This window comes from Vibrio sp. 99-8-1 (assembly GCF_013114595.1).
Classification (GTDB): domain Bacteria; phylum Pseudomonadota; class Gammaproteobacteria; order Enterobacterales; family Vibrionaceae; genus Vibrio.
This window is the reverse complement of record NZ_VTXE01000009.1, coordinates 34,763-48,002: the sequence shown is the minus strand read 5'-3', so window position 1 is coordinate 48,002 and position 13,240 is coordinate 34,763. Positions and strand designations below refer to the sequence as shown.

At 39.4% G+C, this 13,240-nt stretch carries 12 protein-coding genes and 1 tRNA gene; 4 read left to right on the top strand and 9 right to left on the bottom strand.

The annotated features are described in order from the left end of the window. Positions 1–21: 21 nt before the first annotated feature. Entirely contained in the window at positions 22–1,926 is a 1,905-nt protein-coding gene (locus F0227_RS06465; protein ID WP_171752375.1) for a methyl-accepting chemotaxis protein, read from the bottom strand. A 544-nt stretch (positions 1,927–2,470) separates the two neighbouring features. Here F0227_RS06465 and F0227_RS06460 point away from each other — a divergent pair. The 4 genes from F0227_RS06460 to F0227_RS06445 all read left to right on the top strand — a co-directional run bounded on the left by F0227_RS06460 (position 2,471) and on the right by F0227_RS06445 (position 5,124). Next, positions 2,471–3,889 carry a winged helix-turn-helix domain-containing protein gene (locus F0227_RS06460; protein WP_171752374.1) on the top strand — a complete coding sequence of 473 codons (1,419 nt, stop codon included), beginning with the start codon at positions 2,471–2,473 and terminating at the stop codon, positions 3,887–3,889. 186 nt (positions 3,890–4,075) lie between these two features. Next, positions 4,076–4,243, top strand: coding sequence for a hypothetical protein (locus F0227_RS06455; protein WP_171752373.1), 168 nt, complete (start codon positions 4,076–4,078; stop codon positions 4,241–4,243). 12 nt (positions 4,244–4,255) lie between these two features. Further along, a complete protein-coding gene (locus F0227_RS06450; protein WP_171752372.1) occupies positions 4,256–4,849 on the top strand; it encodes a disulfide bond formation protein B in 594 nt (197 codons plus the stop codon). 190 nt (positions 4,850–5,039) lie between these two features. Continuing rightward, a tRNA-Leu gene (locus tag F0227_RS06445) sits at positions 5,040–5,124 on the top strand. Between the two features lie 747 nt (positions 5,125–5,871). Here F0227_RS06445 and F0227_RS06440 read toward each other — a convergent pair. From F0227_RS06440 to metC, 8 genes are all read right to left on the bottom strand, one after another. Then, positions 5,872–6,042: a hypothetical protein gene (locus tag F0227_RS06440; protein WP_171752371.1), complete on the bottom strand. Its 171-nt coding sequence runs from the start codon at positions 6,040–6,042 to the stop codon at positions 5,872–5,874. 146 nt (positions 6,043–6,188) lie between these two features. Further along, the gene (locus F0227_RS06435) at positions 6,189–6,386 is read right to left on the bottom strand and encodes a hypothetical protein (protein ID WP_171752370.1); all 198 of its coding nucleotides are present in this window, start codon (positions 6,384–6,386) and stop codon (positions 6,189–6,191) included. A gap of 56 nt (positions 6,387–6,442) precedes the next feature. Then, positions 6,443–6,622: a hypothetical protein gene (locus tag F0227_RS06430; protein ID WP_171752369.1), complete on the bottom strand. Its 180-nt coding sequence runs from the start codon at positions 6,620–6,622 to the stop codon at positions 6,443–6,445. A 181-nt stretch (positions 6,623–6,803) separates the two neighbouring features. Next, entirely contained in the window at positions 6,804–6,959 is a 156-nt protein-coding gene (locus F0227_RS06425) for a hypothetical protein (RefSeq protein WP_171752368.1), read from the bottom strand. Between the two features lie 125 nt (positions 6,960–7,084). After that, positions 7,085–9,157: a peptidase domain-containing ABC transporter gene (locus F0227_RS06420; protein ID WP_171752367.1), complete on the bottom strand. Its 2,073-nt coding sequence runs from the start codon at positions 9,155–9,157 to the stop codon at positions 7,085–7,087. Then, positions 9,157–10,410 carry an HlyD family efflux transporter periplasmic adaptor subunit gene (locus F0227_RS06415; protein WP_171752366.1) on the bottom strand — a complete coding sequence of 418 codons (1,254 nt, stop codon included), beginning with the start codon at positions 10,408–10,410 and terminating at the stop codon, positions 9,157–9,159. The genes F0227_RS06420 and F0227_RS06415 overlap by 1 nt, the downstream gene beginning before the upstream one ends. A gap of 517 nt (positions 10,411–10,927) precedes the next feature. After that, positions 10,928–11,839: a LysR substrate-binding domain-containing protein gene (locus tag F0227_RS06405; RefSeq protein ID WP_171752364.1), complete on the bottom strand. Its 912-nt coding sequence runs from the start codon at positions 11,837–11,839 to the stop codon at positions 10,928–10,930. A gap of 202 nt (positions 11,840–12,041) precedes the next feature. Then, the gene (gene metC / locus F0227_RS06400; RefSeq protein WP_171752363.1) at positions 12,042–13,232 is read right to left on the bottom strand and encodes a cystathionine beta-lyase; all 1,191 of its coding nucleotides are present in this window, start codon (positions 13,230–13,232) and stop codon (positions 12,042–12,044) included. Positions 13,233–13,240 lie beyond the last annotated feature (8 nt).

The following is a 13,240-nucleotide window of genomic DNA, read 5'->3' as shown; positions in this document are numbered from 1 at the left end:
TACGAGTACAACTGATCGCCATTAGCGCAACTTGAACCGGCTGACTAGCTGGGTTATCTGCGAATTAACCTCAGAAATGCTTTGAGTTTGCATCGCTGACTCTTGTCCGTTGCTGTTCAATTGATTAACCATTTCATTTATTGAGGCCATATTGCGACTGACTTCATGAGTGACACTACTTTGTTCCTCTGCTGCTGTGGCGATCTGAGTACTGAGATCATTGATCTCTGATATATGCGTAGTCAGGCCATTAATTCGTTTACCTACCATTTCAGTACTTTGGAATGTTTCATTGCAGGTTGTTTTGGTTGTGTCCATGGAGTTGCTGACAGACTCACTACCATGGATTAGACTGCCTAGCGCTTTTTCAATTTCACCAGTGCTGGTCTGAGTCCGGCTAGCGAGCGCTCGTACCTCATCGGCAACGACTGCAAATCCTCGTCCTTGTTCTCCCGCTCTTGCGGCCTCAATAGCGGCATTTAAAGCCAGTAGGTTGGTCTGTTCCGCAATTTCGCCTATTACCGTTAGTATTGAGTTTATTCCTTTAGTTTCTTCACTCATCTCTCGAATGCTAGTGGAGGTCCTGTCAACCACATCGACAAGAGAGGTCACTTTGGTCTGAGCTTCTCCAACGACGGTTAATGAGTCTCCTCCCATTACCGCTGCTTCAGAGGTAAATTGTGCGGTCTCTGCGGCATGATGTGCAACGGTCTCTGCAGTAGCATTCATCTGTTCGATTGCGGCAACGATTTGCTCAGTTTCAACGACGTGCTTTGCTAGGATCTCCGAATTGTTTTGGCTTTGCACCATTAATGCATCAACGTCAGTTTTGAGGGTTAATGTCGATGTCTCAATCTCTTGCATCATAGATTGTAGGCTTTCGATAAACTCATTAACACCAGTGGCAATTTGGCCAAGATCATCATTCGATTTCACCTCAAGGCGCTGAGTAAGGTCGCCATCACCACTTGATAAACTCTGTATCGTTGCCTTTAGCGCCAGTATTGGGCGATATAAGTAATTAATAATCAAAAGAGAGAGCACAATACTGATTAATACATAAATAAATGAAGAGTAAATCGCCGCCTGTTTGGCTTGATCTATCGGAGCAAAAACGATTTTTTTATCTAAAGCTACCAGTAGATACCATGTTTTATCACCAAGTATGATTTGACGTGAAAACATGATCTTGTCTGCGCCCTTTAACTGGTACTCAACCATAGCATGTGTTTGCCCAACAACGGTTTGAACGGCATTTTTTAAAGAGGCGAAATCTGTCAGCTTATTGCCGTTTTTTACAACATTAGATGTGCTTGCTAGAGCCGTGGTATCTTCTGACATGATGACGGACAGCGCCCCGAGCATGTTGATCTCTTTTACGCTTTTGTTTAAAACATCCAGAGATACATCAGCTAATACCACCCCTTCGTTAAACGACTTCCCGATGCTTACCATTAAATTGCCTGATGTTGCATCGGTATAGGCATCGGTATATATCAGTTGTCCTGTCTGTTGCGCAGCCTGATACCATGGTCTCTGTCTTGGATCGTAACTGCTGGGGTTTTTGTGATCGACCCAGCCTTCATAATTATAAGAAGCATAGGCATCGCCATTTTTAAAACCGATCATCATATTTCCAACATCGGCAGTAATGCCTGCAACACGCATGCGTTGTGCGTGATCAGAGGTGTACTGGAAAGTTTTATAATCATCGGCGAGGTTATTGACGGCGGTAGCTTTACCATTCATAAAATCTTGAATGCGTTTTGCTTCTACCTCTACTCGTTGTTCAGCATTTATAAAAATGTTGGATTGCAACGCATCTCTTTCATTTATATAAGCCAAATAGTTTGCGCTACCAACGGACACCGCTATTAAAACTGAAATAGAGACGAGCAAAGCACCTTTGAAACTAAGTTTTACCATAGTGGGAGTACCCCGAACTTAAGTGTTTGAGTAATAAGTGAATTTCAATAATAGTAATGGGTCAATATTCGCGAGCTGAATTTATAATAAGTAAATTATAATATTAGACTATATGTGCTGTTCATAACGATAGTCAGATAGCGTCGTTCATATTTGGTTATTGATAGTTTTGTTATTTTCTTCTATTTGCGACTGGAAGGTTAATTGTGTCAAATTTAATTTTTCAAATTAACTGGTTATATATTTTCTATAGATGAATAAATATTGGTGTGTTTTATTTACTAATCTTCTTAGTTAGTTTGTTGTCATTTAATGTTGTTGATAAAAAACACGATAATATTTTCTGATAATCGCCAGTTAAATGGTCAGAGTGTGATGAAGGCTACGTTGCTGCATCGGAGCGTTTTGCCAGATTTGATGCGTAATTGAGGATTTAATGTCTCCTTTAACCGATCGAGTTATCGTTGTGCCTATTGATAACTTGCTATAACAATAAGAAAACTTTTAGTATGGCTTAATCGCGCTTTTCCTAAATGTAATTGTCATGTCACTATCCAAATCTTATCGCCTCCACGCTTCCTCTGAAATGACTTTTAATGCCGCAGAGAGCTATCTCATCGTGGATGGAGAGAAGCACCATTTAGAGCCTCTTCAATCACGAATGTTGATGTTTTTTATAGATAAACGAAAAGAAGTTATCAGTGCTCAAGAGCTTGCGGATTGTGTTTGGAAAAGGAAAGAGGTCTCTGAGAATTTAGTCCGTCAGGTGATCAGCCTATTAAGGACTCAGCTAAATGATAGAACGAGACCCTATCAAATAATAAAAACCATACCAAAACAGGGCTACTTACTGGATATCGAAGTATCGGAAATAGAGACTAAAGAGACAAAACCCGTAAGTAACAACAATAGCAAAAGCCCTAATAAAGGAAGGCTGGTTGGAGCTCTACTGTTTTTGGTAATAATGGTGGCTGGAATCTCCGCTTATGAAGCGATAAAAACGGATAAACAAGACACTATTGAAAATAGTGTCTTGTTGGAACAAGGTGTCGTGCCATTAGTCTTTCATAATATCGTTCTAGATAATAGTGCCGACTATAGTATTGCCAAAAGTGTCTATGAATATATATATTTCGGGCTTAACTCTTCAAAGAACATTGTTGGATATCGTGGTGAGCATCTTAAAGACATAGAAACGCTCACTGTGCTGGAAAGTGATTATGAATTAAAGTCATGGATGAGACGAGATGGCGATGGTTATGTCATTAACTTAATGCTTCAGTTTTTTAGGAATAAAGAGATACAAACAGTTAAGTTTGAAAAGTACTTTACAAAAGATGAGTTTTTTTCGTCAATTGGTGATTTAATTCTGGAAATTAAAACATATATGGTGCCTGAACAGACCGATTATAATGTAGATAATCACAGAATTACCTCAATAAAGAATTATCAAGACTGGGAAATTATTGCAAGAGCTATTTCTCTATTTTATCAAGGAAAAGGTGCCACAGAGTTAGAGGTAATGGAGAATGAACTGAAAAAACTTAAGAACTCAGGTCGTTCTTATTATTTATTAGATTCATTAAGCTCTTATATCTCCACAATGAAATTTTTAAATGATAGAGATGAGAGCAATAGACAACTCGCTTTATTACAAGCAGAAGAAGCATTTGAACAAAACCCAAGGTGCAATATCGCCAATACCACCCTCGGAATGGCATTGTTATTAAATAATGAGGTTGAAAAAGCGTACCCATATCTGTTTTTCGCCGCAGAAAGTTCTCCTAGTCCTGTTAACTATTACTTACTTGGTGTAGCGGATGAGCAAGTAGATAACCAAAGAGGAGCGGAGTACAACTATCAACGATTTTCAGAACTTAACAAGGCTGGTATCGGCCAAGTAAGAGAGATTCAGGAGTATTTACAAAATCCAAACCTTTCCAAACCTATCCTAAAGGAGTAGAGCTGAAGAGCCTTAACATGTGTGAACTCAACGGGTGCCGTTGATATGCTGCCTATTGCGACGATATCAGATCGTTTTTAATTTGTTTGTTTTCTAACGCACTTGCCTTGCATCATCATTCTGTGTTTTTTTCTATTTAATAATAGTTTCGAATTTACTGATTTTAGTTTTATTAAGGAAACTATTATGAATACATTAATATATGTTTTTATGACATTAGTTTGTTGGTGGCTTATAAAAAGCCCAGAAAAAGAACAGTCTTCAATTCGTTGGTTTGTAATCTCTTTAGTTACGCTTGTAGGATATATCATTGCTTATATCTGGAAGCACCCATTTATCTATGGTCCAGTATAAGGAGACGATATTATGTTTAAATTAGATATTAGTGAGAATAGTTTTTATAACATAGTTGCAATTGCTACTCTTATTTTAGGATTTGGAATATTCACCGCAACATTTTATGAACAACTATATCTAGGTGATATGCCTTGCGCGAGCTGCTTAATTACAAGACAACTTATATTATTGGTCATGTTGGTTTCATGTTTAGTATTACGATATGGACCTAGACCACAATTTGTTGGTTTCGTATTAATTCTGGCGTCCATCGATATTTATATGAGTATTCGCCACTCGACTTTCCACTGGTTTGTGTTTGAAGGTACTGAAGGCCGATTTATGGGTGTTCATATGTATTTTTGGGGTTACTTACTTCAAACAGCAGTGGTACTCGTTGTGGGTTTACTAATGACGATGATGCCAAAAGTATTTGATTTCTGTAAAAATGTTCCGGCTACAGGTCGAGTACTCAATAACTTACAAACATTCACTTTTTATGCGGTATTGTTCTTGATTGTTGGTAACTTAATATTGTCATTTGCTCTTGTTGGGCCACCGCCATTGAAAGCGCCATATCCGCCAGTTTACTGGGGTTGGTTAGAAAATGGTTGGAATTGGTAGAGTCAGTACTAATTGATGACTTTTGAAGAAAGCGCCACGATTTGTCGTGGCGCTTTTATGTGTATTGGCTTCTCATTGAAGTGTTTATGGTGAATTATTCAACAACTAACTCACAACTAAGGAATTTCCTCTTGCACGCGTTAGTTTCATCCGTATAATGCCAGACATCAAAAGGCTTCTGCCTTAAGATGCCGGTGTGGTGAAATTGGTATACACGACGGATTCAAAATCCGTTGCCTTCGGGCGTGGCGGTTCAAGTCCGCCCACCGGTACCATATTTATACAACAAAGCCTCGACGAAAGTCGGGGCTTTGTTGTTTCTAGAGTAATCAAAAGGCCAGCTCGATCTTCTTTTCATCGCTGTATTATTTTATAGCAGTATTGTTTTATAAAAGTATTGTTATTTGCATTAATACATTTGATTAATTCGTTATCCATGACGGGTTCTGAAAGAACTTATCTGAGTGATAAGCATGGATAATGATGAGAAATTGAATGGACAGTTTTATTAAACTTTTTATATAGCAAGGCCTTCAGCTGTATGGTACTCAGAGTAGCTGAAGGCCATGATGGACATTGTACCGAGAAAGAACCTTCTACATCGTGTCTTATCTGGAAGTATGATGAACAGATGTAGCGTAGTTCAATCTATGGATTAATTACCATAAGTTAAATTTCGGCACGAAGCTGATAATATTAGATATTAATGAGGTAAGGTTTGTAAGTGCTTTTTCTGCCCATGAAAATAAGTTGTTGTAAAATCCGCCACAAACAAGTTCGGTTTCTTTGTTGTTTAGTTCTTTCATATAGATTCTCCATTGAATGGTTTTATTGGGTTTATTTTTAATTGCTTTCTTTGAAAACAATTAAAAAATATATAATATCTGTATGTTTTTACTTGCGGTGTTCATCATCGTTAAATAATGTTGGTAAGTACACTACCCAAAAAGGTAGTATTGACTATTATTTTTTTCGCGAGTCTTCTATTTTTAATTGTCAGACCTTGTGAAAATATATGGCTATTACTTTTGATTACTCCATATTATGGCTGCAGAGCCAATACCTGCGGTTAACATGGTTAAAAGACTGATATATCCAGTAGTAAAAAATATTATATTGAGTATAAAACTACCAGAAACAAGCTCAACCCCACCAGAAACAAGCTCAACCTGATCTTCAGTTAACGTTTTCATCTGCTTTTCCTTTAATTTAATAGTTAAAGTTTTTGACCAAAAATGTAGCCAGCGGCAAATAGTAAAGAAAATGCAATTGTAGTAATGAAAACGCCACCAGTTATGGTTTCTGTTTCTTTGATTGTGAGTTCTTGCATAATCCCTCCCTAATCGCTTTGTGTTCCGGTAATAAAGCCCGCAACAGCTGCTGTTGCTGTGGCTCCTATTGCGGCTACGTGACCCGTTATTACTGCCGCTGAATATGCAACATAAAGAACGTGAACACCAATCATGTACCCAATATATGCAGAGAAAAGTGTCCCACCACAAATTTTTTCTTGATCTTTGATTCCAATTTCTTTCATGACTTACCTCCTTAATAAATATAGATAAAATCTTTTCAATCGTACTAATGTTATGACTAAGCGTTATTATTACGGTTTCTTTCAACAGCCCTTAGTATTGTGCTGATAGCGGCCCCTGCGATGCTAACTGCGACGGTAATTCCTAGTGTTAGTTCTACCATTCCACTGTACACAAAGTAGGATGAGAAGAGTCCAGCAGAAACAAGTTCTGTTTCATTGCTAGTGAGTTCTTTCATTATCGTTCTCCAATTATTGTGAGGTTATGAATAAGTTTCTAAATTGCCGACCTAATAAGTAGTTGATTCCAAAAATTAAAGCTAGTGATACGGTAATTACTACGCCACCATTTATTTTCTCGGCTTGTTGAAGTGTCAGTTCTTTCATGGATGAACCCTTATACATTCTGAGTGGTATTTTTTAGCGTTGACTACCTAAAATATAGCCGAGAGCAGTAGCAAATAGAGCTACAGTTAATGCCGCAGCATATCCCAAATTTACTGCTTTGATAACATCGAAATAGGTCACCCACCCGCCGCAGATATGATTTTGTTCTTCTGAGCTAACTTCTCTCATAATTTATATCCTTTATGAATCTTATTTAATCTATATTCTTTAATTGAATTTTCATTTAGGAAAACCATGATCAACCATTAAAGATAATAAATACACTACTCAAATGGGTAGTTATAACGATGACATTACAACCGAATTATACGTTCAGCAGAGTTAATGGTTTCCTTTCGGTGAGCCACAATAATTCTAGTGATATCTAATTTTTTAATATTGTCGTTAACAATATTTTCATTATCAATATCGAGATGAGACGTCGCTTCATCTAAAAATAGTATTTTGGGTTTTCGATAGAGAGCTCTGGCTAATAGCAGGCGTTGTTTTTGACCTCCTGAAAGAGATGAGCCCATATCTCCGATAAAGGTGTTGTAATTCATTGGCATCGCCATGATTTCATTATGAATATTGGCTATGGATGCGCATTGGTGCAGCCATTCAAAATCAATGTCGGTTTCTGAGAATGCGATATTGTCCGCAATAGAGCCGGAGATAAGTTGATCATCTTGCATAACGGCGGCTATTTGGCTGCGATAGCTTCCACTCTGCTCAATGGGAGTGTCGCCAATCAATACACTTCCTTTGTAAGAAGAGAATAGCCCCATTAAGCACTTTAACAGTGTTGATTTTCCACATCCTGAAGGGCCAACTATAACCACTGATTCGCCATCATTTATGGTGAAATTTAAGTTCTTAAAGACTTCGGGTTCTTCTTCTGAATATCGATAGCATAACGATTTAACACTTAGCGTTCCTTCAATCGAGCTGTGAATTGACAATTCGTGAGAGGGATCGGTAGGTGTCAGGGCGATATCGGAGAGCCTTTCTAAGTGTAAACTAAGCATTTTGATTTCAATGGCTTTTGTAATCAGCGAGTCGACACTTGTGGTAAATTGAGATTTATAACTCATAAAGGCATATAGCATGCCTAAAGAGATAATGTTACCCATAACCGCATCTGCGGCTAAATAGATGACGATAATATTTTCTAAACCAAACAGTAAGTTGTTGATGAAATTAATGCCGATTACCCAGCGGCCCAGCTGTATTTCTTTGTTCATTGCCTCCGCATAACGGTTTTGCCATAGATTTTGTCTGTCATGCTCTTTACTGAATACTTTAATGCTCTGAATCGCTCTTAAGGTCTCCATAAAGTTGGAGTTCTCTTTGGCTCTTGAAACGATGCTCGCTTCCGTAATTGTTCGAACTGGGCGATAGAATGCCACTCGCAACAAGCTGTATATTGCAACAAACAACAGCACGACACTGGCCAGCAACTTGCTGTAATAAAACATCACTACTAAGGTGACGATGGTCAGTGCACCATCGACGATCACCGCTACGATACCTGAGCTGAGTAACTCTTTGATCTCATTTAGGGAACCAAATCGAGAAACGATGTCACCCATATGACGTTTTTCAAAATAGTCTAGAGGAAGACGAATAAGATGACGGAAGATGTTGGCGGCCATTTGAATACTTATTTTACTGGAAAGGTGAAGTACCAGAATGTCTCTTAACCACTCTGTCATGGCTTTAATTAGCATGACTAAGCCAAACCCAACCGCCAACACCATCAGCAATTGGTAGTCGTTTCTGAGTAGAACGTCATCCACTATCGTTTGCAGATAAAAGGGGGCGGCAACAGTGAAAAGTTGCAGCAGCACAGACAGTACTAAAATCTGAATGAGGTAGCGCTTAAGGCCAATGATTTTGCTCCACAACTGGCGGAATCTCAGACGCTGTTTCTCTTCTTTTTGTACAAACTCTTCAGATGGCGTTAGTTCAAGCGCAATACCCGTAAAGTGGTTCGCAAACTCCTCCAGCGACATGGTTTTTTCACCAGAGGCGGGATCATGAATAACGGCTTTATTTGCTGAAACGGATTTTAGTACCACAAAATGGTTCATATCCCAGTGAATAATACATGGAAGCTGTAACTGGGGCAGATGCTCAAGATCAAGTTGTAGCGCTCTGCCAATAAGGTTGAGCTTGCCAGCCATAGCGATCAATTGTTTTAAGTTGATACCATGGTTAGAGATAGAGAATCGACGTCTCAGTTGGTTCAGATCTGAGCGATAGCCATGATAATGCGCCACCATAGCAAGGCAGGCTAAGCCACACTCAGCAGCTTCGGTTTGATGAATGACAGGCAGATATGGACGAGAGTTAAGTTTAAGTAAGGTATGGTTTGACTGTGACATTAGGAGAAACGTCCTCGTAGACTAAAGATTGGTTCAAGTAGCCATTCAAATAGGCTGCGTTCATCGAGTCGGATATTGGCTTGTAACTGCATTCCCGATTGCAACGGGAACTCTTCGCCGTAAGCAAAAACGCTTTGTGTATCGAGACTAACAGTGACTCGGTAGACAGGGACGTCAATCGATATTGGTAAGTTGTGTAGTTCATTTGGTAGTAAGGCCGTACGGCTGATCTGTTTTACTTTTCCCTGATATAAACCAAATTTTTGGTAAGGGAATGCGCCGTATTGCAGTGAGACTTTTTGGTCTTGTTGTACAAAACCTATTGCCTGAGTGGGAATTAACAGCTCTGCATGCAATTCACTATCTTTGGGAAGAATACTGGCAAGAGGCGTATTTCCTGAGACAATTTGACCAAGTTGGAACTGTAAGCTGCTGATTGTTCCTGCCTGCTCCGCTCTAAGTACAAATTCATAATTAGCTTTAGCGTCAATAAGTTGCTGCTCTAACTGTAATATCTGCATTTCTAACGAGTCTATCTCTTCTTGCTGTTTTACCGGAAGAGCGTCAATTTTACCTTCTAATAAATAGTACTGTTGTTGGCTTTGTGAGCGTGATTGCAATACTGATTCTTGCGCTGAAGCCAATTCAAGATATTGGCGGTGTGTTTCGTCTACTTGAGTGGCGTTAATATAATCCTTTTGTGCAAGCTTCTTGACCGCAGTAAGCTGCTTTATTTGAAGGAATAACTTTTCTTTATTATGTTCTGAACGCCGCGTTAGGTGCTCAATTTCAAGTTGCTGTGCTTTTTTTTGAATTTCTAATTGCTGCTTTTCATTTGCAAACAATGTGTGTTGTCGTTGCAATTTGTTGTTGAGTAATTTGATTTGTTGTTGTAGCGATTTAATACTGAGTTGCTGTGCTTCTTCTCCTGTGCTCATGATTTTAGAGGTACTAAGTACTGCGATGGGGTCACCTTGTTCAACAGTGTCTCCTTCGCTTACAAGTAACTCTTTAACGACACCTGATTGTTGCGCATAGACATGTATTACACCGCCATTAGGAGTAATAATGCCAATAGCACTCTCCTGCCGAGCAAACTGAGCGTTGAAAAGGAAAAGCAACGTAATAAGTACAATGGATGTCAGGCCACCCACAAGCAGTGGTTGGGAGATAGGCTGCAGAAGCAGTACCTCTCCCTCTAAGCGAATTTGCTGTTTATCCAAAGCTTGCTTTCTAAATAGAGATTTCGTCACTTACAAGGCTCCATTTTTGTGTTTTTGGAGCAAGTTAAGAGATGTGCAGTAAGTTGGGTACGACACTGTACGTTATGGGTTTTAAAAAGCTGTTTGCAGTGGTATTTGACCGTGTTTTCCGATATGTAGAGTTGGCGAGCAATCTGTTTGTTAGACAACCCCTGACATAAAAGGGTGGCAACTTGTTGCTGTTTTATTGTCTGCATTTATTGTCCATAGGTGAGTGAGTAGTGCTCCGTTTATACTTGAACAGAAATATGGAATCGACAGCAGGAGAGGTGAGACTGAAAAAAATTCGACAAGGTTTGGGTTTTTAATAGTCGTCTGAAATCTTGTTGCATGAAAGCTCATGACATTGTGCGAAAGTATTGTTTTATTTGGGGTTTTTATGGTTATTTTTGAAAAATGGTATTGCTTTTATTTTGAGGATGCAATGCTTTGAACGATCGTCATCGGTATTAGAACTCAGGTCGCAGTACTTTAATAAATGAGCCTCGTTTTAGATGGGGATCTTTTGTTACGGCGCTTTTATACCTTGTAAATAGCTCTGACATTGCTGTTTAGCGATAGCAAAAAAAGACTGAAGATATTGACGCTCAAGCTCCGACGCTCTAATTGCTGCAAATAACCTTAGCCATAGCCCTTCACCAAGAGATTTGCTTACCACTAATTTTTGTCTAGCAAAATCATGCACAGCCCAATTGGGCAGGGCAGCAACCCCCAATCCGGCAGAAACCATCTGAACTAGCATTAGAGTATTGTCAGCTTGTTTCCATACTTTTGGTTCTACTCCTTCTGGTTGTAAGAAGTGTTTTACGATATCTAATCGCTGCTTTTGTACCGGGTAAATAAGGATAGTTTCATCAGCTAAGTCTTGTGCTGTAATAATGTCTTTGTTCGCTAGTGGGTGGCTTGGAGAGACGAGCAGTTTCATCTCAAAATCAAATAGAGGTTCGTAATGGATTTCACTCTTTATCTGCACATCAGATGTTATTACTAAATCCAGTTCGCCAGACACAATGGCAGGTAGGGGTTCAAAACCAAAACCGGATGAAAAATCGAGAGTTACGTCGGGCCAATGGCTTTGGTACTCCTTGAGTGCAGGCATTAGCCATTGGAAGCACGAATGGCAATCGATCGCCATATGTAAACGTCCATTTGTATCTTCTTTTAGGTTGGCTAATTGATGTTCGGTAGCCGCAATTTTAGGAATAAACTCATCAGCAAGTTTTAGTAAAATATTACCTTCTGGAGTAAATCGAACAGGGCGAGTTTTTCGAAGAAAAAGAGGGCAGCCTAATCTTTGTTCAAGATCTTTAAGTTGATGAGAAAGAGCGGACTGGGTTAGACAGAGAATATTAGCTGTTGCTGTCAAAGAACCGGTATCTCGGAGAGTTGAAAGAGTACGCAAATGTTTAATCTCAATCATATAATATTTTCAACTTAACCTGAATCCGCCTATTTAACGGTAATGTAGCGTGACCACCGTTTGCTGTAAATGAGGTCTATTGATTATTGTCTTCTAGATTGTATTTAGTGATATTTTTCTTACTTCGTAACTAAAACAGAAACCCTAAATAGGGTTTCTGTTTGCTAGGAATATCGGTTTTACATTTAATAGTCCTATTTTACTAACTCGTTATACGACAAAATCCTTGATGTAAATCTTCAATTAAGTCGTCACAGTCCTCTAGGCCAATATGCAGTCGAACCAATGTTCCTGTGAACTCAACTTTACCAGCAGGACGAATGGCATTTAGCTCATCTGGCTGATTCGCTAATACCAGTGATTCATAACCTCCCCATGAGTAGGCCATGCTGAAATGTTGAAAATTATCTAAATAATGTGCCAGTTGTTGATCTGATAAACGTTGGTTTAATACGAAAGAAAATAGGCCGTTACAACCGTTAAAATCTCGAACGTAAAACTCATGACCTTTGCAGCTAGGTAGTGCTGGGTGATTGACATAAGCAACTTCTGGACGTTCACTTAACCATTGCGCAACTTTAATACTGTTCTCAGCATGTTGTTTTAATCGAATGCCCATAGTGCGTAGACCACGGGAGGCAACATAGGCAGTATCGGCATCAACCATCTGCCCCATCAAATATGAGCGTTCACGTAATTGCTCCCAGCAGCGTTGATTCGATACTGCGGTACCTAGCATGGCATCAGAATGACCAACAATGTATTTGGTTCCCGCTTGAATTGAAATATCAATATCGTACTCAAGTGCCGGGAACAAAATACCCGCAGCCCAGGTATTATCGATCATTATGATTATTTCAGGATTTACTTTGCGAATAGCGGCAACCATTGCCGGAATATCTTGTACCTCCATTGTTATCGAGCTTGGGGACTCTAAGAAAACAACTTTGGTATTTTCCTGTATTAATTCGGCGATACCAAAACCAACCATTGGATCGTAATAGGTTGTAGATACCCCCATATCTTTGAGAATGACATTACAGAAGTCTTGAGTCGGCTCGTAGGCGCCTCCCGTCATTAAAACGTGATCGCCATTTTTTACAAACGATAAGATGGCGTTGGAGATAGCCGCTGCTCCGCATGGGTACAAGGCACAACCTGCTCCTCCTTCTAGTTCACACATTGCTTGTTGAAAAGAGAAATGAGTTAGTGTACCGCGTCGGCCGTAAAACAACTCACCTTCGCCACGTTTTGCTGTTGCCGCTTTTTTGGCTTTAACCGAGTCAAAGACCAAAGATGATGCCCGTTGAATGACAGGGTTTACAGAGCCTTGCTGAAATCGTGTTGTACGTCCAGCCGTTACCAATTTTGTGTCCATTTTATTTGACGTCATTTTATTCA

Coding starts and splice junctions, on each gene's coding strand:
- F0227_RS06455 (WP_171752373.1), top strand. CDS start 4,076: ATGAATACATTAATATATGTTTTTATGACATTAGTTTGTTGGTGGCTT.
- F0227_RS06460 (WP_171752374.1), top strand. CDS start 2,471: ATGTCACTATCCAAATCTTATCGCCTCCACGCTTCCTCTGAAATGACT.
- F0227_RS06405 (WP_171752364.1), bottom strand. CDS start 11,839: ATGATTGAGATTAAACATTTGCGTACTCTTTCAACTCTCCGAGATACC.
- F0227_RS06430 (WP_171752369.1), bottom strand. CDS start 6,622: ATGAAAGAACTCACTAGCAATGAAACAGAACTTGTTTCTGCTGGACTC.
- metC (WP_171752363.1), bottom strand. CDS start 13,232: ATGACGTCAAATAAAATGGACACAAAATTGGTAACGGCTGGACGTACA.
- F0227_RS06425 (WP_171752368.1), bottom strand. CDS start 6,959: ATGAGAGAAGTTAGCTCAGAAGAACAAAATCATATCTGCGGCGGGTGG.
- F0227_RS06435 (WP_171752370.1), bottom strand. CDS start 6,386: ATGAAAGAAATTGGAATCAAAGATCAAGAAAAAATTTGTGGTGGGACA.
- F0227_RS06420 (WP_171752367.1), bottom strand. CDS start 9,157: ATGTCACAGTCAAACCATACCTTACTTAAACTTAACTCTCGTCCATAT.
- F0227_RS06440 (WP_171752371.1), bottom strand. CDS start 6,042: ATGAAAACGTTAACTGAAGATCAGGTTGAGCTTGTTTCTGGTGGGGTT.
- F0227_RS06465 (WP_171752375.1), bottom strand. CDS start 1,926: ATGGTAAAACTTAGTTTCAAAGGTGCTTTGCTCGTCTCTATTTCAGTT.
- F0227_RS06450 (WP_171752372.1), top strand. CDS start 4,256: ATGTTTAAATTAGATATTAGTGAGAATAGTTTTTATAACATAGTTGCA.